This window comes from Prochlorococcus marinus str. SB, from assembly GCF_000760115.1.
Lineage (GTDB): Bacteria > Cyanobacteriota > Cyanobacteriia > PCC-6307 > Cyanobiaceae > Prochlorococcus_A > Prochlorococcus_A marinus_D.
Window position 1 is genome coordinate 659,267 of the sequence record NZ_JNAS01000002.1, and the last position, 23,387, is coordinate 682,653.

The 23,387-nt window shown below is 31.4% G+C and carries 23 protein-coding genes and 1 tRNA gene; 7 read left to right on the plus strand and 17 right to left on the minus strand.

What is annotated here, in order from left to right; translation table 11 throughout:
* Positions 1-49 precede the first annotated feature (49 nt).
* On the plus strand, positions 50-853 hold the full coding sequence (gene cobA / locus EV02_RS02845; RefSeq protein ID WP_032520489.1) for a uroporphyrinogen-III C-methyltransferase: 804 nt from the start codon (positions 50-52) through the stop codon (positions 851-853).
* Here cobA and EV02_RS02840 read toward each other — a convergent pair.
* The 10 genes from EV02_RS02840 to mazG all read right to left on the minus strand — a co-directional run bounded on the left by EV02_RS02840 (position 826) and on the right by mazG (position 11,628).
* Positions 826-1,653, minus strand: a complete 828-nt coding sequence (locus EV02_RS02840; RefSeq protein ID WP_032519910.1) for an aminotransferase class IV — start codon at positions 1,651-1,653, stop codon at positions 826-828. The two genes, cobA and EV02_RS02840, sit on opposite strands and share 28 nt — an antisense overlap.
* A complete protein-coding gene (locus EV02_RS02835) occupies positions 1,650-2,966 on the minus strand; it encodes an anthranilate synthase component I family protein (RefSeq protein WP_032519912.1) in 1,317 nt (438 codons plus the stop codon). The genes EV02_RS02840 and EV02_RS02835 overlap by 4 nt, the downstream gene beginning before the upstream one ends.
* Positions 2,963-3,637, minus strand: coding sequence for a 7-cyano-7-deazaguanine synthase QueC (gene queC, locus EV02_RS02830; RefSeq protein ID WP_032519913.1), 675 nt, complete (start codon positions 3,635-3,637; stop codon positions 2,963-2,965). The genes EV02_RS02835 and queC overlap by 4 nt, the downstream gene beginning before the upstream one ends.
* 6 nt (positions 3,638-3,643) lie before the next feature.
* On the minus strand, positions 3,644-4,315 hold the full coding sequence (locus tag EV02_RS02825) for a 7-carboxy-7-deazaguanine synthase QueE (protein ID WP_032520491.1): 672 nt from the start codon (positions 4,313-4,315) through the stop codon (positions 3,644-3,646).
* A 24-nt stretch (positions 4,316-4,339) separates the two neighbouring features.
* Positions 4,340-5,950: a CTP synthase gene (locus tag EV02_RS02820; protein ID WP_032519914.1), complete on the minus strand. Its 1,611-nt coding sequence runs from the start codon at positions 5,948-5,950 to the stop codon at positions 4,340-4,342.
* A gap of 75 nt (positions 5,951-6,025) precedes the next feature.
* Positions 6,026-7,822 carry an aspartate--tRNA ligase gene (gene aspS / locus EV02_RS02815; protein ID WP_032519915.1) on the minus strand — a complete coding sequence of 599 codons (1,797 nt, stop codon included), beginning with the start codon at positions 7,820-7,822 and terminating at the stop codon, positions 6,026-6,028.
* A 55-nt stretch (positions 7,823-7,877) separates the two neighbouring features.
* The gene (gcvT, locus tag EV02_RS02810; RefSeq protein ID WP_032519917.1) at positions 7,878-8,990 is read right to left on the minus strand and encodes a glycine cleavage system aminomethyltransferase GcvT; all 1,113 of its coding nucleotides are present in this window, start codon (positions 8,988-8,990) and stop codon (positions 7,878-7,880) included.
* Between the two features lie 50 nt (positions 8,991-9,040).
* Positions 9,041-9,922, minus strand: coding sequence for an agmatinase (gene speB, locus EV02_RS02805; protein ID WP_032519919.1), 882 nt, complete (start codon positions 9,920-9,922; stop codon positions 9,041-9,043).
* Position 9,923: 1 nt separating this feature from the next.
* Positions 9,924-10,775, minus strand: coding sequence for a polyamine aminopropyltransferase (gene speE / locus EV02_RS02800; RefSeq protein WP_032519920.1), 852 nt, complete (start codon positions 10,773-10,775; stop codon positions 9,924-9,926).
* Positions 10,776-10,782: 7 nt separating this feature from the next.
* Entirely contained in the window at positions 10,783-11,628 is an 846-nt protein-coding gene (gene mazG / locus EV02_RS02795) for a nucleoside triphosphate pyrophosphohydrolase (protein ID WP_032519921.1), read from the minus strand.
* Positions 11,629-11,726: 98 nt separating this feature from the next.
* On the opposite strand from mazG, the gene EV02_RS02790 reads away from it, so the two are divergent.
* The 4 genes from EV02_RS02790 (at position 11,727) to EV02_RS02775 (ending at position 15,605) form a co-directional block, all read left to right on the plus strand.
* Positions 11,727-11,798, plus strand: a tRNA-Val gene (locus EV02_RS02790).
* Complete coding sequence (locus EV02_RS09220) at positions 11,769-12,155, plus strand: AIR synthase (RefSeq protein WP_072014635.1); 387 nt, start codon at positions 11,769-11,771, stop codon at positions 12,153-12,155. The genes EV02_RS02790 and EV02_RS09220 overlap by 30 nt, the downstream gene beginning before the upstream one ends.
* A gap of 97 nt (positions 12,156-12,252) precedes the next feature.
* On the plus strand, positions 12,253-15,006 hold the full coding sequence (locus EV02_RS02780) for a valine--tRNA ligase (RefSeq protein WP_032519924.1): 2,754 nt from the start codon (positions 12,253-12,255) through the stop codon (positions 15,004-15,006).
* Positions 15,007-15,008: 2 nt separating this feature from the next.
* Positions 15,009-15,605, plus strand: a complete 597-nt coding sequence (locus EV02_RS02775; RefSeq protein WP_032519926.1) for a TVP38/TMEM64 family protein — start codon at positions 15,009-15,011, stop codon at positions 15,603-15,605.
* Between the two features lie 4 nt (positions 15,606-15,609).
* Here the strand turns inward: EV02_RS02775 and EV02_RS09550 are convergent, their stop codons facing one another.
* The 3 genes from EV02_RS09550 to EV02_RS02765 form a co-directional block, all read right to left on the minus strand.
* A complete protein-coding gene (locus tag EV02_RS09550) occupies positions 15,610-15,762 on the minus strand; it encodes a hypothetical protein (RefSeq protein ID WP_193742632.1) in 153 nt (50 codons plus the stop codon).
* Between the two features lie 117 nt (positions 15,763-15,879).
* Positions 15,880-17,193 (minus strand): RNA ligase family protein, encoded by a 1,314-nt coding sequence (locus EV02_RS02770; RefSeq protein ID WP_032520492.1) that lies wholly within the window; start codon positions 17,191-17,193, stop codon positions 15,880-15,882.
* A gap of 24 nt (positions 17,194-17,217) precedes the next feature.
* Complete coding sequence (locus EV02_RS02765) at positions 17,218-17,637, minus strand: hypothetical protein (protein WP_032518008.1); 420 nt, start codon at positions 17,635-17,637, stop codon at positions 17,218-17,220.
* 85 nt (positions 17,638-17,722) lie between these two features.
* Between EV02_RS02765 and EV02_RS02760 the strand changes: the two genes are divergently transcribed.
* Together EV02_RS02760 and EV02_RS02755 are read left to right on the plus strand one after the other, a co-directional pair.
* Entirely contained in the window at positions 17,723-18,250 is a 528-nt protein-coding gene (locus EV02_RS02760) for a SprT family zinc-dependent metalloprotease (protein ID WP_032519927.1), read from the plus strand.
* 83 nt (positions 18,251-18,333) lie between these two features.
* Entirely contained in the window at positions 18,334-18,897 is a 564-nt protein-coding gene (locus tag EV02_RS02755) for a hypothetical protein (protein WP_032519929.1), read from the plus strand.
* Here the strand turns inward: EV02_RS02755 and EV02_RS02750 are convergent.
* The 4 genes from EV02_RS02750 to rplI are packed head-to-tail and all read right to left on the minus strand — an operon-like array spanning position 18,877 to position 23,377.
* Entirely contained in the window at positions 18,877-19,470 is a 594-nt protein-coding gene (locus tag EV02_RS02750) for a chorismate lyase (RefSeq protein WP_413677150.1), read from the minus strand. The two genes, EV02_RS02755 and EV02_RS02750, sit on opposite strands and share 21 nt — an antisense overlap.
* A 30-nt stretch (positions 19,471-19,500) precedes the next feature.
* On the minus strand, positions 19,501-21,468 hold the full coding sequence (gene mnmG, locus EV02_RS02745; protein WP_032519930.1) for a tRNA uridine-5-carboxymethylaminomethyl(34) synthesis enzyme MnmG: 1,968 nt from the start codon (positions 21,466-21,468) through the stop codon (positions 19,501-19,503).
* A gap of 12 nt (positions 21,469-21,480) precedes the next feature.
* Positions 21,481-22,863, minus strand: a complete 1,383-nt coding sequence (gene dnaB / locus EV02_RS02740; RefSeq protein WP_032519932.1) for a replicative DNA helicase — start codon at positions 22,861-22,863, stop codon at positions 21,481-21,483.
* A gap of 58 nt (positions 22,864-22,921) precedes the next feature.
* Positions 22,922-23,377, minus strand: a complete 456-nt coding sequence (rplI, locus tag EV02_RS02735) for a 50S ribosomal protein L9 (protein ID WP_032519933.1) — start codon at positions 23,375-23,377, stop codon at positions 22,922-22,924.
* Between the last annotated feature and the right edge of the window lie 10 nt (positions 23,378-23,387).

The following is a 23,387-nucleotide window of genomic DNA, read 5'->3' on the forward strand; positions in this document are numbered from 1 at the left end:
CCTTCATTGCGATTAACTTTTACTACCATACTTGTTAATGGAGATTATTGTGCCCGGCATTGTTTATTTAGTTGGAGCAGGTCCCGGTGACCCTGAGCTTTTAACTCTAAAAGCTTTACGACTAATAAAAAATTGTGATGCATTAGTTCATGATGCTTTAATCCCAGATGAAATAATAAAAGAGGTAGGAAAAAATACAGAAATTTTTCATGTAGGTAAAAGAGCTGGAAAGTGTTCTGTACCTCAGGCTGAAACTAATGCTCTTATTTTGAAATTGGCAAAAGAAGGCAAAAATGTTGTAAGGCTTAAAGGGGGAGATCCATTCGTTTTTTCTAGAGGTGGCGAAGAGGTATCGATTTTAGAAAAAAATGGAATTTCAGTTGAAATTGTTCCAGGTATTACTTCTGGGATAGCTGCCCCTACATATTTTGGTATTCCTCTAACCCATAGAGATGCTGCTAGTTCCGTAACTTTCGTCACTGGACATGAGCGTGTAGATAAGGAAAAAAAGACAGTGAATTGGAGAGATTTAGCTAAATCATCAGATAGCTTAGTAATTTTTATGGGTATAAAAAATATTGAATATATTGTGGAAGAATTAATTCTAGGTGGTTTAGATAAGAATACTAAATGCGCTGTGATTCAAGAAGCTACTTTAAAAAATCAAAAATGTTTGATAGAGAAATTAAATAATCTTCCAGATAAAATCAAAGATAAAGAATTTTTATCTCCATCAATTATTATTATTGGAAAAATTGTTGAATTTAAGGTTAATAACAATATAACTAAAGTATCTGATGTCTATTTACCAGATATTAATAAAGTTCAACTATATAATAAATCCCAAAAATAAATTGGATCGAATTTAGATTTAAGCTTTAAATCATTAACTTGATTAATTTGTCTGCAAGATAAGCTATTAATTGCAACTATTATGTCATCATTTTGAAATTCTGGAGGAATTAATTCTTCTTTTACAATTTTCAATTTTAAAGCTTTAGAAATCATAATCCCCTCTAAACAGCCACTTTCTTTTCTAGGAGTTATCCATTGATTATTTCTTTTAATTAGAAAATTAAATGTACTTCCACAACAAAGTTCACCTGACGTATTCAAAAGGATAGAATCATCAAATGATTTTTCATTGGCTTCTGTCAAAACTTGTATTGCCTGATTATATGAAAAGGTTTTGCATTTACTTATAAGACTGAATTCATTTATTCTTTCCGTTTGACTAATGCAAACGCTTATCGGATTAAAATTAGGTTTGATTCTATAGAACTCAAGCCATAAATTATCTAAATCTTTTGTCTTTGAAGTGCTATCAATTGTAAGTCTTCGACCTTCATTAGTTCCTCGACTATAGTTTATTCTTACTGAAGCAAATTGATCATTTTTAAGTGATAACTTTTTAATTCCATCGTGAATAAGTTGTCTCAAAGTTGATTTATTAATTTTGAGATTAATATTTAAAATCTTGCTACTTTTTTCTAATCTTTTCAGATGTTCATCAAAAAGAATAGGTTTGTTTTCTTTTATCAAAATGGTTTCGAATATACCATCAGCAAATTTTAATCCTCTATTATTAGCAGCAATAAATATTCTATCAATATCCAACCATTGATCCTTGTGCCAGCCTAATGTTTCAATCATTTTAGTGAATCAATTAACGGTAAAAGTTTCCACTTTAGTTCATCAGTTTCCTCTTCAGGGTTTGAGTCAATTACTATTCCGCAACCTGCATATATATTGATTTTTTTGTCTTTAATTAAAAATGATCTTATTAGTATATTGCTGTCAAACTCTCCATTCCAGTCAAGTTTCAAAATTGAGCCACAGTATGGTCCGCGTTCGCATTCTTCTAATTCAAAAAGTCTCTGGCATGATCTTAATTTAGGTGCTCCAGTTATAGACCCTCCAGGCCAACAAGCTTTAAGTAAATCTATCCAGTTCTTGTCTTTTTTTAATTTGCCTCTGATTACTGAAGTTAGATGATGAACTTTTAAGAAACTTTCAAGTTTTAATATTTCTGGCACCACAATGCTTCCTGTTTCGCAAACTTTACTTAAATCATTTCTTATTAGGTCAACAATCATAATATTTTCGGCTCTATCTTTTTCGTTTGTTATTAAATCGATAGCATTAAGTGCGTCTTGATTTGAATCTTTATCTCTTGATCTAGTTCCTTTGATAGGTCTTGATTCTACAAAATTTTTATTATCTATTTTTATAAATCTTTCTGGTGAGGTAGATAAAATAGCCTCTTTATAATTATCATTATTTATTATTATTCCTCCAAAGGGAGCTCTTAATTTCCTTCTTATTTTCAAATAAATATCTAGAGGATTATAGTTTTTGGAAGATTCAATTTCACATTTAGTTGTTAGGTTTGCTTGAAATATATCCCCTAGGGAAATTAATTTTTTTAATTTTAAAATATTTTTCTGAAATTTTTCAGCCATTTCGTCCAAATTTATTTTTGAAAAATCAAAATTTAAATTTGGTTCAATAATATTTTCTTCTTCAATATTTTTTATATTGTTGATTATGTTTTTATAATTCATCAGTTCAGATGAGTTTGTGCCTTCGATAATTATTTCTTTTTTTATTAGATTACATTTAATGATTGGATCATATGATGCAATCCATAAAGTTGCCATATTAGATTTTCGCCATGGGTTTTTTGGTTCTATATAAACTCCAGCTTCATAACTTAACCATCCGATCCAAAATCCTTCTTCAATATTTTTTAAATTGTTAAATGGATTATTAGTTTTGTCTAAGTTATTGATATCTCTTGATTGGATTATTTTTTTAGGTTTAATTCCTATTATTGACCATTCTCCATTGTCTTTGCCATCACTGTCTAGCCAAGCTAATCCTTTGTCACCGAATTTCTTTGTTAGATCATGTGTAATCAGTGCTGGATCTATCCATTTTTCTAGAATTATTTTTTTTATTTTCATTTTTTATTATTGTTTTTAAGCCATTGTTCATAAGCGGCATTTCTAATTCTGCAGCTATCACACTTACCGCATGGTTTTGAATTACCCGAATAACAACTCCATGTTTTATCTAAAGGGACATGATTAGCAAAAGCTAATTGAATAATTTCCTCTTTATTTAAATCTAATAGTGGTGTCCAAAGTTTTATTGGATTATTTTCTCTTCCTCTTTTATTGGCTAAATCTGCTAATTCTTGAAATTTTTTGATGTAGTCAGGTCTGCAATCTGGATAACCAGAATAATCTAGTGCATTAACTCCTAATCCAATCAAATCAGCATCTATTGCTTCGGCATAACTTAGTGCAACGGAAATAAATATAGTATTTCTCCCAGGAACATAAGTATTAGGAATTTTATTAGTTTGTACTCCTTCTATTGGAATATTCTTTTGAGTATCAGTTAATGACGAGCCTCCCCATAAAGATAAGTCAAGCTTAATGATTTTAAATTCTTCGATATCAAAGTGTTTTGCAATTATTGATGCAGAATTTAATTCTTTTTTATGACGTTGACCGTAGTCAAATGAAAGGCCAAAAATTTTAGCTTCGGATTTTTTGGCGATACCAGTAACTGTAGAAGAATCTAAACCTCCAGATAATAAAACTACTATCGATTTATTTTTAAGAGTCATATGATTTCAATTAATTTTTAAGTATTTGTGAGTTTGAAGGCTCAATTTCCAATCGGGGTTATTTTTTACGAAATCGATAGCAAGAGAAAAACCATTAGCATTATTCCATGCTGGCTGTAAATAAAAAATTTTATCTTCTTTTTTTAAGCCATTTTCGCTTTTAGAGAGTTGATATTGTTTTAAAGTTTCTTTTTTTATTTGGATAGCAAATTCAATATCTTCTATTTCATTTATGATTATTTTGATTTCATTGCAGTTTTTTAAAAAATAATTTTTTGGAGGTGAGTGTCTTTTAGGAGATAAAGTAATCCAGTCATAGCTTCCTGATATCGAATTAACTCCACTTGTCTCAATATGAATCTTCATTGGCTTTTGTTCTTCTCCCATCGTCATTTTTTTTATGGCTTTGCAAAAATTATCCAAGTTATGTTGTAAAGGTTCTCCACCTGTAATAACGCAAAATGATGCTCCTTTTTTTCTGGCAATTTTTATGCGATCTATTATTTTTTCAATTGATATAAAAGGGTGTTTTTTCTCGTCCCATGAATTCTTTGTATCGCACCATGAACATCCAACTTTACATCCGGCTAATCTTACAAAAAAAGCACTTTTTCCAGCGTGATAACCTTCACCTTGTAATGAATGAAATTGTTCGACTAAGGGTAAAAAATTTGTCATTTTCATTCAAAAAAATAAAGAATATTAATTTGATTGAGTTAACTTATCTTGAGAGGCTTTTATTAATCCTTTAAATAAAGGATGAGGTTTGCCAGGTCGTGATAAAAACTCAGGATGATATTGACAGGCTAAGAAGTATGGATGATTTTCTAACTCAATTAACTCAACTAATCTGCCATCTGGTGATGTACCACTAATTTTGTATCCAGAATCTAAAAAACTTTGTTTGTAGTAATTATTAAATTCGTATCTATGTCGATGTCTCTCATAAATGACATCCTCATCATATAAGTTTTTTCCAGTTGTATTTTTTGTCAATCTACATGGATAAACTCCAAGTCTCATTGTCCCACCTAAATCAACTACATCTTCCTGTTCTGGTAATAAGTGTATCACTGGATTTGGAGTGTTTGGGTCAAGTTCTGAACTAGATGCATCTGGAAGATTAGCTACATTCCTGGCCCATTCTATAACTGCACATTGCATACCAAGGCACAAACCTAAAAAGGGAATTTTATTTTCTCTTGCGAATTTTATAGCCGAAATTTTTCCATTGACTCCTCTATTGCCAAATCCCCCTGGTACGACAATTGCATCAACATCATTTAAGTAAGTTTCTGCTGAATTTTTTTCTATCATTTCAGCACTTACCCAATGTAAATCTAATAAAGCCTTTTGTTCAATGCATGCATGTCTTAAAGCTTCAACAACGGATAAATATGCATCTCCAAGTTCAATATATTTGCCTACAAGGGCAACTTTTATTGGATCTCCAGGATTTCTTAGGTTGTGTATTAGTTGCTCCCAATTTTTCAAATCACATTTTTTATCTTCAAGGTCTAAATACTTCAGGGTTTCTTTGCATAATCCTTCTTTTTTTAGAGAAAGAGGTACAGAATAAATACTGTCTGCGTCTAAAGCTTCAATTACAGAGTTGATACTGACACCGCAAAAACCACTAAGCTTTTTTTTAAGAGCTTCATTGATAGATTTATCACTTCGGCATACAAGTAAATCTGGCTGAATTCCAATTGATCTTAATTCTTTCACTGAATGTTGTGTTGGTTTAGTTTTTATTTCGCCAGAGGTTTTGATGTAAGGAAGTAATGTTACGTGTATGTATGTAACATCATTCCTATTGACATCATTTTTGAATTCTCTTATTGCCTCTAAAAAAGGTAGAGATTCAATATCACCAACTGTTCCACCAATTTCAGTAATAATAATATCTGCATTGCTGTTAGCGGCTACTCTATGAATCCTTTCTCTAATTTCTCCCGTTATGTGAGGTATTACTTGCACAGTTCCACCGTTATAATTTCCTCTTCTTTCTTTATTAATAACTGCTTGATAAATAGATCCCGTCGTTACACTATTTAACCTAGTCATTGCAGTATCAGTAAATCTTTCGTAGTGACCTAAATCTAGATCGGTTTCAGCCCCATCTTCAGTTACAAATACTTCTCCATGTTGAAAAGGGCTCATTGTGCCTGGATCAACATTTAGATATGGATCTAGTTTTAATATTGAAACACTATATCCTCTAGACTTTAATAATCTACCTAAACTTGCAGCTACAATTCCTTTACCAATGCTAGAAACTACTCCTCCGGTGACAAAAACAAATTTTGACATTAAATATTTTTAATTAAGCACTGCCTCCTTATATTTTATTTAAACAAAAAACTTTTAGGACATCCATATATATTCTTATTCATCAATTGTTATTTCAATATCTAATTCTTTTAATTGTGATTCTGAGACATTTGAAGGCGCATTTGTGAGAAGACATTTTGCTTGTTGATTTTTTGGAAACGCTATTGTTTCTCTGATTGAATCTGCACCTATGATCAGCATCGTAATACGATCTAATCCAAACGCTATTCCACCATGAGGAGGAGCACCCATTTCTAAGGCTTCTATTAAAAATCCAAATTTTTCATTAATCTCTTTAGCAGTAAGTCCTACCTTTTTCAAAACCTCTCTTTGCAAGTTTGCTTCATGAATACGTAAAGAGCCACCTCCTAATTCCAAGCCGTTTAGAACTAAGTCATAAGCATTTGCTATAGAGTCCTCGATTTCTTTTTGTAAGTTTTCAGAATCTTTAGATTCTATATTTTTTGGAGAACAAAAAGGATGATGTAAAGCTTCATATCTATTTTCCTCTTCATTTCTCTCAAACATCGGGAAATCAGTTACCCATAAGAAATTCCATTTACTTTTATCTATGAGATTTAAGTCTTTTGCGATGTATTGTCTCACTCTATCTAATGACTGGTTGACAATTTGTTTATCTCCAGCACCCAGGAGGATTAAGTCTCCATCTTGCGCTTCGGTGATTCTTAAAATATCAGCTATATGCTCTTCATTTAGATTATTTTTAATTGCCCCAATAGTCTCAAGCTCATCTCCTTTGACCCTTATAAAGGCCAAGCCACCAGCTCCTGCATCTTGAGCTACTTGGAAGATATCACCTCCGGGTTTAATTCTTACGTTGCTAATACTTAAATTACCTCCTTTGACTGTTATGGATTTTATAGAACCTCCAGACTTAATTGCCTTGGTGAAAATATTAAAGCCAATATCACCTAATACTTCTCCTAAATCTTTTAATAACATTTGATATCTAGTGTCTGGTCTATCAGTGCCGTAATTATCCATTGCTGCTTGCCATGACATTCTTGGAAAAGCATTATCAAAATTAATATCTAATACTTCTTTCCATATTTTTTTTATAAGACTTTCATTAAAAGAGATTATTTCTTCTTCACTAATAAAGCTCATTTCAATATCTAATTGCGTAAACTCTGGCTGTCTATCTGCCCTTAAGTCTTCATCACGGAAACATTTTGCGATTTGATAATACTTATCTAAGCCTCCCACCATTAAAAGTTGTTTAAATAGTTGTGGGGATTGAGGCAGAGCAAAAAATTCTCCATTAGAAAGACGAGCAGGAACAAGAAAATCGCGAGCGCCTTCTGGAGTTGATTTTGTAAGTAATGGAGTCTCTACTTCTGTAAATCCAAAATTATCAAGAAATTCTCTAGCAACTTTAATAATTTTATGTCTTGTTTTTAAATTTTCTAGTAATTTGCCTCTTCTTAAATCAAGGTATCTATATTTTAATCTGAGTTCCTCTTTTGTATTTTCATAATCATGTATAGATACTGGAAAAGGTAGGTTTTTTTTAATTTGGTTGAGAATTTGCAAATCTTTAACTTTAAGCTCTAACTCTCCAGTACTTAAATTTTTATTTATTGAATCTTTTGGCCTTTCGTAAATAATTCCGCTGACCATTATTACTGTTTCATTTTTAAGAGTTTCTGCCTGTTTAAATAGATCTGCACCATCATCGGGGTTAATTGTTATTTGTAGAAATCCACTATGGTCTCTTAAATCAATGAAAATTACACCACCATGATCTCTTCTTCTATCTACCCATCCGCATAAATTAACTAATTTACCAATATCTGTATTATTGAGTTCTTTGCAAATTTTGTTTCTCATCTAAGTATGATTTATTTATCAATAACTTATAATAATTCTTTAAGGGTAAATTTAGTTAATAATTTTTTTTATAAAACGCTCTCTTTGTTATTACCCCTTTGAATTTTTTGCCTCTTATTGATATTTGAACTTCATTATTTATTAAGGCATGCGAAGTATTGATGTATGCAAAAGCTATAGCTTGTTGTTTAGTTGGAGACCAACTGCCGCTTGTGATAGTCCCAATATTTTCTTCACCTTTAAGAACTGCGCAACCTTTTCTTCCTATTGCTTTACCTTCTATAGAGAGTCCAACTAACTTTTTTTGAATACCTAATTTTGACTGCTCTTCAAGAAATCTTCTTCCAAAGAATTCGTGATTATTTTCTAGATGTACTAGCCAGCCTAACCCTGCTTCATATGGAGAAGTCTCTTCATTTATGTCTTGACCATAAAGATGCATGCCTGCTTCAAGTCTAAGAGTATCTCTAGCTCCTAAACCACAAGGTGCAACATTTTTGGAAATTGAGAAATCCCATAAATTAATTGCTGCTTTTTTAGATAAAAGTATTTCTAGACCATTTTCCCCCGTATAGCCTGTCTTTGAAAAGAAAATTTTTTCTTTAGGCGAAATATGTTCAAAAATTTTATATTCGCATCCAAAGTTAGGGATATGTGAGATCGAAGATTCAATCCATTCTTCAAATAAATTGAATGAGTTTTTTCCCTGTAGTGCTAAAAGTACTTTGTCTTTTTTAAAGTTTGTTATCGAAATTTCAGACATATTTAAATTATTTTTTATCCACTGAAAATCTTCTTTGTATCTACTTGCGTTAACTATTAACAATAATTCTGATATGTCATTTTCTTGTATACCAAGGTCATAAATTATTAAGTCATCTATTATTCCTCCTTTATCATTGAGCATTACTGTATAAAGTCCCTGTCCTTCAGAAAAGGAGTATAAATTAGTAGGAAAAAGTTTTTGAATATAATCCTTTGGATTGATTCCCTTGATAGAAATCACACCCATGTGAGAAATATCAAATAATCCTGCTGAAGATCTAACTGATTTATGCTCTTTAATTAATCCTGAAAATGATATGGGCATTTCCCAACCTGCAAAATCCACTAATTTTGCATTGGATTCAGCATATTTTGAATAAAGAGGACTTTTTAGCAAATCCATAAAATATTTAGTTTGTATTTAGTATTTTTACACTGTAGTTTAGAAATTTTTTATTGCATATTTTCTAATGACAAAATTAAGCTTCTAAGTACTTTGGCTGCAACTATGCTACTTACTCCGCTTTTATCAATTTCTGGAGATAATTCCACAATATCTGAAGCCACAATTCTAAAGTCTTTTAAAGTTTTCAGTATTTCTTCAAAATCATTCCAAAAAAATCCTCCCGGTTCTGGAGTGCCTGTCCCTGCTAGTAAACTGGGATCAAACCAATCTAAATCAATTGTTAAGTAGATTGGAGACTTCTTGTATGGTAGAAGAGCTTGTTTTAACTCATATGCATTTCCGCCTGGACAAAAGTTAACTAATTGGTTGTTGTTATGCATAATTTCAAATTCTTCTTTAGTCCCACTTCTAATTCCTACTTGCAAAATTTTTTTTTCAGGTAGCACTTCTAAGCATCTTTTCATAGTACAAGCATGACTATGTTCATTCCCTATATATGATTCTCTTAAATCTGCATGAGCATCAAGTTGAACCAATATCAAATCTGGATATTTTTTTACTAATGCTTCAATAGCTCCTCTTGTAATAGAGTGTTCTCCTCCAATCATAATAGGACTAAGGCGTTTACTAATTAAATAATTTGTTGCTGATTTAACCGATTCAATAACGGACTTTGAGTCATTTTTATCAATTAGTATTGATCCAAAATCAACATACATAATATCCTCTAAGTCTTTTTTTATTTTTGGACAATATGTTTCTAAACAAGAACTGACTTGTCTTATTGCTTCTGGACCAAATCTTGCTCCTGATTTAAACGAACATGTCCCGTCAAAATTAACTCCAAATATACCAATTGAGCAATTCTCGGGACTTCTTTTTGCTCCCATATAAATTGCATTTTCGTTATCAAATAAATTTTTTGTCATCTTATGAATCTAGTTCTTTTACAATTTTATTTGGCATCATTTTGAATGCTGCATTTTGAAAATTTAAATTCCAAATTTCACATCCTTTTTCTATTTTTAGGACTTCATCAAAATTTTGCTTTGATAAATTTAGATCTTCTGAAGAAGCGAATGTCCAACTCCAAATCCCGCTTGGATATATAGGCACAAAGGAATACATAGTTTCAGAAACTTTAAATATATTTTTTAGGGTTTTCAAAATATTTATGTGAATATTTTTGAAGGATTCAGGAGATTCGCTTTGCGTTGCTAATATCCCCTTTGGTGTAAGTATTCTTTTACATTCTTTATAAAAAGAATCTGAAAATAATAAATTTGAAAATTCTGAGGGATCTGAACAATCTATAAAAATAACGTCGTAAAAATTATCTCTTGTTTTTTTTACCCATTTAACACCATCATCAACATGTATTTCTAATCTTTTGTCATTCCACGCTTCTCCTCCAATTTCTTTTAAAAATTTTTTAGATATTTTGATTACCTCCTCATCAATTTCTACTAGATCAATTTTTGATATTTGAGAATACTTAACGCATTCTCTCGCTGTACCGCCGTCTCCTCCACCAATAATTAGTACATTAGATTTTTCGTCAATGCTACTTAATGCTGGATGTACAAGACACTCATGATAATATTTCTCGTCTTTTAGTGATGTCATCCAACAACCATCAAGCATTAAAGCTCTGCCATAGTATTCATTTTCGATAACAATAATTTCTTGATATTGTGATTTTTGTTTAATTAAAACATCTCCATTTAGACCGAATCTTGAGCCTTTATGATATTCATCTATCCATATTGAAATATTAGTCATTTGCTTTTTAAGAATTTTTTCTTTTAAGTTTTTGCTTGGCTATTTGCCAAAGCCGTTGAAAGTCTTTAGGAGTTTGTTTTTTAATATTATCGCCTGCATGATGTTCAATGATTGAAAATCTGTCTAAAAATTTTTTATTAGTTTTTTGAAGAGCTGATTCAGGATTTATTTTTAAAAAGTTCGAGAGATTCAGAAGGGTAAAGTAAATATCTCCAAATTCATTTTTTATTTCTGAATCATTATTACTTTTAATTGCTTCCTTTAATTCATTAATTTCTTCTTCTAACTTATTAAAAATCTGATCAGCACTCTCCCATTTAAAACCATATTCTTTAACAAGATTTGTGATTTTATCTGTTCCAACTATCGGTGGTAAATTTTTGATTTTCATATTTAAATTTTTACTAATTGATGATTCCATATGAGGTGTTTCTTTTTCTGAATTTTTAATGTTTTCCCAAATCTTTTGCGATTTTTCTAGAGATACTTTCTCTTTTTTTTTAAAAATATATGGATGTCTATTAATAATTTTTTTGTTTAGATTTTTTATAACATCATTTAGTTCAAATTCTTTTTTTTCGTAACCGATTTCAGCATGAAGCATTACTTGTAATAAAAGATCTCCTAACTCTTCACATATTTTATCCGCCTTTTTTTCATATACCGCATCTATAAACTCATTACTTTCTTCATGTAAAAATGGGATCAATGATTTATGAGACTGTATTTTCTGCCAAGGGCATCCCCAATTTTTATCTTTTAATGATTTGATATTGGATATCAAAATTTTAAAGCTTTCTAAAGTCTCTAAATTGGAATTTTTTTGTAAGTTATATCTATCGTTTGAGGACATAGGATATATTTTATTAATTTAATTTTGCCTCAATCATGAAATATTTAAATACTTAGTATAAATATTTCAACTTCATCTATTAGAATGATTTAGTATGAGGGCGATTAGCTCAGCGGTAGAGCGCCTGCCTTACAAGCAGGATGTCCCTGGTTCGAACCCTGGATCGCCCATTTATTGTTTTTCTAATGACTGAGATCGTCAATTTTTCAATCAGTCAAAGCGCTGCTTCAGAACTATCTAGGCAAGCTTCTTTTGGAGGTTCTCCTGGAGAAATGTCGATTGATTTGGTAGAGGATAAAAATTGTTCCGAAGGATGGATGCATATCAAATTAAGGCCAGGTACATGTAATGGGTCCCCTATTTCAAGAACTGAAGGAGTAACTTTATACGCGGATCAAAAAAAGTTTAATTTACTTAAAGATTTAAAATTAGATTATTACGGTGATTTGAGCGGTGGTGGATTTCTTATTTCAACACCAAAAAATGCAAAACGTTGTTCCTGCGGTTCTGGCTTCAAACTTTTGTAGAATGGATGTGTCTTTTTTTGCAAACTAATATTATTTTCATTAATTGGCTGCTCTCAAGATAAAATAAACAGAAAGTTTATTGAAATAAAATTTGAACATGACAGAGATGAATGATCAATTATCTTTAGAGAATTATTCACCTTTTGAAGTAGAGAAAAAGTGGCAAGAAAAATGGGAAAGTCTAAAAGCGTTTAGTCCTAACCCTGAGGATGATGGGGAGCCCTTTTGTATTGTTATTCCACCACCAAATGTAACTGGATCTTTACATATGGGGCATGCATTTAATACGGCTTTGATAGATGTTGTAGTACGTTTTCAAAGACTTTTAGGTAAGAATGTTTTGTGCTTACCAGGTACTGATCATGCTTCAATAGCTGTTCAAACTATTCTTGAAAAACAATTAAAAAGTGAAGGCAAAACAAGCGAGGATATTGGAAGAGATGAATTTCTTAAAAGAGCATGGAACTGGAAAGAACAAAGTGGTGGAAGAATAGTTTCTCAATTAAAAAGGATAGGATATTCAGTTGACTGGACTAGAGAAAGATTTACTCTTGATCAAAAATTAAATGAAGCAGTTATTGAGGCTTTTAATATTCTCTATAAAAAGAATTTAATTTATAGAGGCGAATATTTGGTTAATTGGTGTCCTGAATCTCAATCTGCCGTAAGTGATCTTGAAGTTGAAATGCAAGAAGTAAATGGTCATTTATGGCATTTTAAATACCCTTTAATTTCTAAAAGTGGTGAACAGTTAGACAAGTACTTAGAAGTTGCAACAACAAGACCAGAAACTCTTTTGGGTGATACTGCTGTGGCAGTTAATCCTGATGATGATAGATATAAAGAATTTATTGGTGTCAAAGTAAAAGTCCCTTTCGTTGATAGAGAAATACCTATTATCGCTGATTCACATGTTGATAAAGATTTTGGTACAGGTTGTGTAAAGGTTACTCCAGCCCATGATCCAAATGATTTTGCAATAGGAAAAAGGCATAATTTAAAACAGATTAATGTAATGAATAAAGATGGAACTTTAAATATTAATGCAGGTATTTTTCAAAATTTAGATAGATATGAGGCTAGAAAGAAAATTATCAAAGAATTGGATAACTTAGGCCTTTTGACAAAGATAGAGGATTATAAACATACTGTTCCTTTTTCTGATAGAGGTAAGGTTCCAATTGAACCTTTATTGTCAACACAATGGTTTTTGAAAATGGATGAAATATCAAAAGGATGTCTTAATGAAATTGATTCTAAAAAACCATCGTTTATTCCTCCACGTTGGGAGAAAGTTTATAAGGATTGGTTAGAGAAAATTAATGACTGGTGTATCAGTCGGCAATTGTGGTGGGGGCACCAAATACCAGCATGGTATGTTTTAGATGAATCTCAAGGCTCAATAGAACAAAATACTCCATATATCGTTGCAAGAAATGAAGAGGACGCCTTAATTGAAGCTAATAAAAAATTTGGACTAAATATTAAATTGGTGCGTGATAAAGATGTTTTGGATACATGGTTTTCAAGTGGTTTATGGCCTTTCTCAACCCTTGGTTGGCCAAATACAAATGATCTAGATTTTAAAAAATGGTATCCAAATAGCGTTCTTGTTACTGGTTTCGATATTATTTTCTTCTGGGTGGCCAGAATGACAATGATGGGCAATACTTTTACGAATAATATTCCTTTTAAGGATGTTTATATTCATGGTCTAGTTCGAGATGAAAACAATAAAAAAATGAGTAAAAGTTCAGGTAATGGTATTGATCCAATACTATTAATTGATAAATATGGTTCTGATGCTCTAAGATTTGCTTTAATTCGAGAAGTTGCAGGCGCTGGACAAGATATCCGGCTTGATTTTGATAGGAAAAAAGATACATCTTCAACTGTTGAAGCTTCAAGAAATTTTGCGAATAAATTATGGAATGCAACTAAATTTGTGTTAATCAATAAAACTTCTAATAATAATTCGCTTAATGAGAGTGATGAAACTTCTTTAGAGTTATGTGATAAGTGGATTTTATCGAAATTGAATCAGGTAAATATAAAAGTCGCTGCTTTGTTGAAAGAATATAAATTGGGGGAATCTGCGAAACTTCTATATGAATTTACGTGGAATGATTTTTGTGACTGGTATGTAGAATTTGCTAAACAAAGGTTTAATAATAAAGAGATTAATAATAAACAAATATCTGAAAAGGTTTTAATAAAAGTGCTCAATGATATTTTGGTGATGATTCATCCTTTTATGCCTCACATTACAGAAGAACTTTGGCATGTACTTCAACTTAAATCAGATAAAGAATTATTATCTCTTCAAAAATGGCCAACCCAAGAAAATAAATTTGTTGATAATAAGCTTGATAATTCTTTTCAGCAACTCTTTGAAATTATTAGATTGATTAGAAATTTGCGAGCTGAATTAGGCCTCAAGCCATCAGAAAAAGTTCCTGTTTACTTAATTTCAGATAATGATGAATTGATTGATTTTCTAAAAATTTTAGTTGATGATATTCAAACCTTAACTAAATCTTCTGAAGTATTTATTTTTAAACCTAATGCTGTTGATAAAAAAGAGTTTGCTAAATCTTTTTCTGGGATAATTAGTGATCTAGAGGTTTACTTACCTTTTCAGGATTTTGTAAATATAGATGCATTAAAGGAAAGGTTAAACAAGGATTTAAAAAAGGTGACTATTGAATTAGATAATTTAAAAAAGAGATTATCTAATAAAAATTTCGTGGATAAGGCTCCAAAAGATATTGTTGATGAATGTAGATTTAAATTAAACGAAGGTTCGGTACAAATGGAGAGAATTACTAAAAAACTTGAACTTTTGAATTGAGAATGAATATATTTCTTGAAAATATTTATAATCTGTCTTTTTTTTTTAATACTGGAATTGGGATCTTTTCATTTGTTTGTATTTATATTTTAATTGTTTTATTAATACTTCCAGCTTCTTGGCTATCTTTATTATCAGGGTTTTTATATGGCTCATATTATGGTTCAATTATCGTTTTCATTTCTGCTTCAATAGGAGCATCAGTTGCTTTTTTTGTATCAAAAAGTTTTTTTGCAAAAAAGCTAAAAAATTTTTTTACCCGTTATCCAAAATTAAGTGTTATGGAAAAAGTAGTAGAAAAAGGCGGACTTAAATTAATTTTTTTAGCAAGATTATCGCCGATATTTCCCTTCAGTATTCTTAATTATTTTTATGGTTTGAATAATGTTAAATTTAGAGATTTCGCTCTTGGTCTTCTTGGAATAATTCCAGGAACTTTTCTTTATTGCTCAATAGGTAGTTTGGCAAAAAGTATTCAGGAGCTAAAAAATGTGCAATCGCCAAATAATTTATATATCACTATCGTTGGAATTATTTCAACTTTTTTAGTTGTATATTTCTCTGCTAAATACTCCAGAGAATATTTTCAAAACTCCTAAGAATTTACTCTTTAATATTCCAATCTCTAATAGATGCAATTAAGATAAACCAAAAAAGTCTAAATTTACCTAGTAAAGTTTTGTTGGCTTCTAATTCGATATATTTTGCCTGTCCACAAGGTGTTTTTATGAAGTTGAAAACTGTTTTCTTCGTCATAAGTCTCTCAAAAAGTCCTGATAATTATTCTTACATTTTATAGTCAAGATTTTCAGTTTATTTACTTAAAAACCATATTTTTCATTGACTACTTTGTTGAATATTATTTTTTATAATTTAAACTTTTTCTCCAGCTTTAAATCCTCTAAAGCATTTGAATCGAGGAAACCTAAGACTAAAAGCCACTGCATCCTTGGATTTAGTTTTAGCATCAGCTCTGATTTCTACAAGTTGACCAATAAGTTGATTCCGTTTTGTCCAATATTCTTCACGTTGGATATCACTAAATCCGCTTCCACAACTAAGACTGTAATCATACCCATCATCTTCTCCTTCAACTATGATAGCTCCTAGTCTACCTTTATTGCGACCTGTACCTTCCTCAACCGATACAACCTTTAAAGTGACTTCAATGAAAGGTTTTGCTTTTAACCAACTGTGTGTTCTTTTACATTCATACATAGCATCAGGATCTTTAATCATTACTCCTTCATATCCACCTTCCACTGCAGATTTATTAAGCTCTACAAATCTTTTCTGTCCCTCAATGGTGTCGAGATCTACATTTTCCCATTCAAGTGTTTTTATATGTCTTAGAAGCATAGAATGTTTTGCAACCCATTCTTTAACTAATAAACTTCTTGCTGTTTGACTAGTGTTCCATCTTCCGTTTTGGAAGTTTTCAAGGGGACATAAGTCAAATAGGTGTAGAACTGCGTCTTTTGTTTGCTTGCCATCTTTTCTATGAACTTGTTTCATTAAATCCTGAAAGTTAGCGCTCATTACTTCACCATCTAGGACTAAGTCATGAGGTGGAGGATCCTCTTTTAAGACGTTTTCTATTTCCGAGATAATATGACCAAAATTATGGAATTGTTTCCCATTGCGAGAAAACATTTCTACTTTATTTTGTCTAATAATAGTTAAGACGCGCACACCATCTAATTTGATTTCAATTTGCTTTTTTCCTATCATTTTTTTTTCATGATTTGCACTGTCATGGGCTAAGGGACAAGAAAAAATAGGAATCGCATATTTGGGAAATTTCTTGGCTATCTTATTGATTGTTTTTTCAGATACACCACATCTAAGATCTTTAATTAAAACTCGTCTATAAAATCCATTCCACTCTTCTTTTGTGGCAGATTCCATAGCCTTAATAATTGCATCGCGAGCAGCGTGACCAGTAAGTTCTCTTTGAATAAGCTTATTTGCTAATTTCCTAAAATCTTTCCAAAAAAAATTTTGACTTTTTTCACTCTCTTTTTCAGGAACAATTTTTACACCAAAAGTTACCAATGGATCAAGTGCCATACGGATTCCCTCGAAAAAATCATCTAGACCTTGTTCCATTGCTTCTGAGATGATTTTTTCTTTATCTAATCTACTTGGGTGTAATTCTAATTGATGTATTATCTCTTCTTTAAACAATTGTTTTTGCCTCACAAGAAACTATTAATTCACTTTTGCTATTCTGTCTATTTTCCAATCATTTTCAGTTTTTGCGAAGGTAAAGTCTAATGGGAGCTCGTCTTGTTTATCTTCTGATTTTAAATTCAAAGTTATTATGATTTGATCTTCTTGGACTCTAGGTCTTCCTGATTTTAAATTTCTGTATTTATTGAGGTTTAAACTAGCTAAAAATTTAAGAAAGTCTTGGCGCTTCACATGAGTTTTATAAGTTTTTGTAGTCAAACCATACGCTGCATCAATTCTTCCTGCAGCTATTTGATCAAAAAACTTTCTTACTAATGGATTAATTCCTCTGGCGCTTATAACTAATTTGACTGCATTAAAAGTCCAAAAAGAAACTAGTACCGCTCCGCCAACTAATAATGCTTTGATTCCGATATCTTTAACTAGTGTTGCATCCATGTTGATTTGAGTTTTTTATTACTTTAAGAAAAGAAATCGTTTTTGATGGCTTTTTTTGTCAAAATAATACTAATTTTAATCCATAATGCCTGTAATTCCTCTTTTACCTTTATTTCATAAATTTAATAGTCAATATTTTGAAAATTCTCTAGCGGTTAATAATCAACCTTTAGTAAAAGTTAGATGGAGTGACAATAGATTAAAAACTACTGCTGGTTTTTATAAAAGAAAACAAATTAATGGTTTTGTAGATTCTGAAATTATCTTATCTAAACCTATTTTGAGTAAATTATCTACTAGTGAAATAAACAGTACTCTATGTCATGAAATGATTCATGCATGGGTAGATAGGATATTAAAAAAAAATGAGATACATGGTCCAAATTTCTTAGAAAAGATGAATGAAATTAATCAGAAAGAGAAAAATTTTCAAATTTCTGTGAGGCACTCATTTCCTATTGAAAGGAGAGAATTAAAATACATAGGAACTTGCCAAAATTGTGGTGAGACATTTTTCTACAGGAAAAGGATAAAGAATATTGCTTGTAAAAAATGTTGTGTAAATTTCTTTAATGGATCATGGAATAAAAAGTGTTTAATTTTGTTTGATTAAAAATATAAGATGTGTTTTTGTTTCTATATTTGGAATTATTTATTTTTTTAATGTAATTTATATTTTAAAAAGCATAATAATTTATGGATTCAAGGAGAATTAGAAATCTAAGAAATAGTTTTGATAAAAATATTGTTGATAAACAGGTAGATAAAATTTTTGAAACTGGAAGACAATTTGTTGATGGAGTATCCGGGGCTAGGCCAGGAAAAAGAAAGAATTCAGATTTTCAAGGAATAACTAGCAAGAGTGTTAAAAAAGTAGGAAGATGGGTATCTGAAAAAGTGGATTTATTTTTTGATGAAGATAATGATGATTGGAATGATGAGAATTTTTACGATGATAATAGGGATATTAAGACATTTTCCAGAGAATCAAATTCTTATGAATCTGCTAAACAGCACTCAAAAAGACCTTTAGAAGCAATATCTTTAAGGCAATCAAAAAATTTACAGACAACTGAGCAAAAAAAATTACCTTACGTGAAAGAGAGTAAGGATGAAGATTGGCCAGATGAAATGGATTTAAAAGTTGAAAGATGGCAAAGATCTTCAGAAAAAGAGATCAATACTTCGAGAGATCAATCAAACCAACAAGTTCAATCAAAATCAAGAAATCTTCCCAGATCAAGAAGAAGAAGAGTATAGTTTCGTAAATTCTTTAATTCCTGAATAGCCTAATAAACTTTCTAAATGTGGATTGAATACTTCTCTAATAATTGTTAGGGGCTTTTTGTCTCGAAAAAATCTATAATTTCTTGACCAGAATGGACCTTTAAAACAAAATTGATCCTCTAACCAATTTGAATTAACAAGTGATATTCGATCAACTTCTCTAAACAACTCTGATCTGTCTTGAGTCAAATTCTTCCAAATTGGTTCTTCTTTAGCTTTTAAATTTTCATTCACTTGTCCTGCATTCCACCAACTTTCAGCCCATGCTAGGTTTTTATTATTGTTTTTAATCCATACTTGTCTTCTAATTAAAGGTCCATTTAACTGATTTAACTCTTTTGGGCCCTCTGCGATGAATAGAGGATCTGCTTGCATTGAAATTAATTTAATTTTCGTCTCTTGATTAGTTAAAAGCTGTAAATGTCTAGTTGGACTTCCATCCCCAAGCAGCATTAATTTCCATGGACCAGATATTTTTGGTAATGAATTTTTCACTAAAAAAGTGGAGGCTTTTTCTTCCCATAAAATTTTTGGTGATTTAAGAATTTTATTATTCAGTGCTCAGATGGAATCCTTTTAAGATGATAACTTTTTTTCGACAAAAAAATTTGCCTTTTCTTTTTTTATTTCTCTTATTTTTAGCCAAACAAGTAATGCAGTTAAATCAGCTTTGCTTACACCGGGAATTTTTGACGCATCACCAAAATTTTTTGGCTTTATCTTATTCAAATTTTCTCTAGCTTCTAAAGATAATGTCTCTATCTTTTCATAATTTATTTCTTGAGGCAGAGATTTACAGCTTTGACGATTTATTTGTTCTATGTTGTTTTTTTGTCTTTTAAGGTAACCCTCGTATTTAATATCTATTTCAACACCTTGCTGTATTGAAGAACCTAGATTTTTTCCATTCAAATTATACTTAATTAGATCTGAATAATGAAAGTTTGGTCTTTTTAAGAGTTCTTTCAAAGTTGTTGAGCCTTTGATTTTTGATCCTGTTTCTAATTCTATTTTTTTTGATATTTCATCGGTATTTTTTAAACGAGTGTTATTTAATCTAAATTTTTCTTCTTCGAGGAGGTTCATTTTTTCTTGATAGGTCGACCATCTTTTCTCATTAATTAGCCCTATTTGATAGCCTAATGGCGTTAATCTTCTATCTGCATTATCTCCTCTGAGAGTTAACCTATATTCACTCCTACTAGTGAGAACTCTATATGGTTCTTTAAGATCTTTTGTAATTAAATCATTGATCATTGTTCCTATATAACTGCTTTCTCTAGTGAAGATTATTGGGTCTTTTTTGTTTAGTTTTCTTGTCGCATTGACTCCTGCAACTAATCCTTGTGCTGCTGCTTCTTCATAACCAGTAGTGCCATTAATTTGTCCGGCGCTAAATAAATATTCAATTTCTTTCGTTTCGAGTGATGTTTGGAGCTGTGTTGCAGGTATATAGTCATACTCAACAGCATATGCAGGTCGCAGCATTTTACATTCAACTAATCCAGGTAAGGTCCTTAAAAGTTCTAATTGAATATTTTCGGGTAAACCTGTAGAAAATCCTTGTACATATATTTCAGGGGTATTAATTCCCTCTGGTTCTAAGAAAATTTGATGTGATTCTTTATCAGCAAATTTGACGATTTTATCTTCAATTGATGGACAATATCTTGGCCCCTTACTATCAATAAAACCGCCGTAAATTGGAGTTAAATGTAAATTGTCTCTAATTAGTTGATGTGTTTTGGTAGTTGTTCTTGTGATGTGACAACTAACTTGGGGCATATTATTTTTAATATCCGGGTCAAACGAAAAATATTTATCTGCTGCAGTACTTGGTTGAATATCTAATTCATCAAAAATGATACTTCTTTTATCAACTCTTGCTGGAGTACCTGTTTTTAAACGTTCTGTTTTGATTCCAATTTCGTGCAAATTCTGAGTAAGACCTTGTGCTGCTTGTTCGCCAGATCTACCAGCTGACATTGATTTATTTCCTATCCATATTCTTCCTTCTAAGAACGTACCAGCTGTGATGATAACTGATCTTGCTGAATAATAACTACCAAAGAATGTTTTTACACCCTTTATTCTTTTTTTTGAGATTTTTTTTGAGTTCAATCCAATTTGTTCAGTTTTTGCAATATCCAGTTCAGTAATCATTGCTTCTTTTAAAGATAAATTGTCTGTATTTTGTAGTATTTCGATCATTCTTTTTGAGTATTCTCTTTTATCTGTTTGAGCTCTTAATGCCCATACAGCTGGGCCTCTACTTGCATTTAATATTCTTTTTTGAATAGCTGTCTCATCCGCTAATTTACCAATAATTCCACCTAATGCATCAACTTCATGAACCAACTGACTTTTTGCTGGTCCCCCAACTGCAGGGTTACACGGTTGCCAGGCAATTCTATCTAGATTGATTGTAAATAAGGCAGTAGAAAAACCTAATTTTGCTGTTGTTATAGCGGCTTCGCATCCTGCATGTCCTCCTCCAATAACGATGACGTCAAAAGATTCATTTGTTGAGTGATGATCTTGCATTTTAGGAGCGATTTAATTAGCTAAATTCCTAAATCTCGTAAATTGAGGTTCAAATAATAATTTAACAGTTCCTACGGGTCCATTTCTATGTTTAGTGACAATGATTTCTGTAATTCCTCTATCTTCAGTCTCAGGATTATAGTATTCATCTCTATATATCATTAATACTAAATCTGCGTCTTGTTCAATAGATCCTGATTCTCTTAGATCGCTTAACATTGGTCTTTTATTCGTTCTAGACTCAACCCCTCTACTAAGCTGAGATAATGCTACTACTGGTACTTTTAATTCTCTGGCCATGCTTTTAAGACCTCTTGTTATTCGTGAAAGTTCTTGCACTCTATTATCAGGGGTTGATCCTTCCATTAATTGCAGATAATCAATCACAATTAATCCAAGTTCTTTTTTTTGTTCAGCTATTAATCTTCTGCACAGAGATCTCATCTCTAGAACACTTAAGTTAGGCTTGTCATCTATAAATATTGGTAATTGACCTAATGAATTGATACCTTCTCCGAGTAATGGCCATTCATCTTGCTGTAATCTTCCTGTTCTTAGCCTGCCACTTTCGATTCCCACTTCCATAGAAAGTAGTCTATATGTCAACTGTTCTTTACTCATTTCAAGGCTAAATACACACACAGGTAAGTCTTGAGATTGTGCAACATTTTTAGCCAGATTAAGAACTATTGAAGTTTTCCCCATTGAAGGTCTTCCAGCAACAATTATTAAATCACTTCTTTGAAAACCTTGAGTCATCGCATCAAGATCGTAGAAATTAACTGGAATTCCAGCTACTGAAGTACCTAATGATCTTGACTCTATTTCATTGAAAGTACTTGTAAGGATTTCAGCTGCTTGAGTCAGACCTTTTGAAGGTTTTTCTTGACTGATTTCAAATATTTTTTGCTCTGCTTTATCTAGAACTTCATTAGTATCTTGAGTTTGATCAAAACCTAGTTGAACCACTTCATTTCCAGATCTAATAAGTTGCCTTCTCATGAATTTGTCGTGAATTAAATTAGCAACTTGTTCTATGGAAGCTGTAGAGGAAACATTTTCAACGAGTTCTACCAGTTTGCTGTTTCCTCCAATTTTTTCTAGTGATCCATTATCTGCTAACCAAGCACTCATTGATGTTAAATCAGTTGGTTTTCCCTGAGTATGCAACATTAATGCTGTTCTATAAATCTCTTGATGGGCATTTATATAAAAAGCTTCAGGTTTAATTAAGTCTGCAATTCTTCCGATCGCGTCTGGATCAAGAAGTATGCCACCAAGAACAGCTTCCTCTGCTTGAACGTTTTGAGGAGGAACTAATCCAGCATTTTCACTATTAAAATCCTTTTTAAAATTTTTATTTTGTCCATTATTTGGAAAAGGTACGGAAACCATATCTTTAATTGCTTAGATATATACTCTGGCTACTTTTCAAAATAATGCAACAAATTGATTAACTTGTTACTTCAATATTTACTTCTGCATTTACTTCTGGATGTAATTTTATTTTTGCAGTAAAGGAACCTAAATTATGAATATCAGGAACGGTAATGTTTCTTCTATCAATTTCTTTTTTAGTAGCCGCTTCTATCGCTTCGGCAACATCACCATTGGTAACCGTTCCAAAAAGGACACCATCTTCTCCAACCTGTTTTTTGATAGTGAACCTTCCTATTGTAGATAATGCAGTTTGGAAATCTAAAGCTTCTTGCTTTAATTTATCAGCAGCGATTTTTTCTTTTTCTTTCTTCCTCTCGATTTGTTTAAGGACTGCTGGTGTTACATTCGTTGCCTTGCCATAGGGTATTAGAAAATTTCTTGCGTATCCTGGTGCTACATCAACTAGATCTCCTTCTTTACCTAGAGATGCGATTGATTCAGTTAATGCGACTTGTATTCTTTTAGCCATGAAAATATTG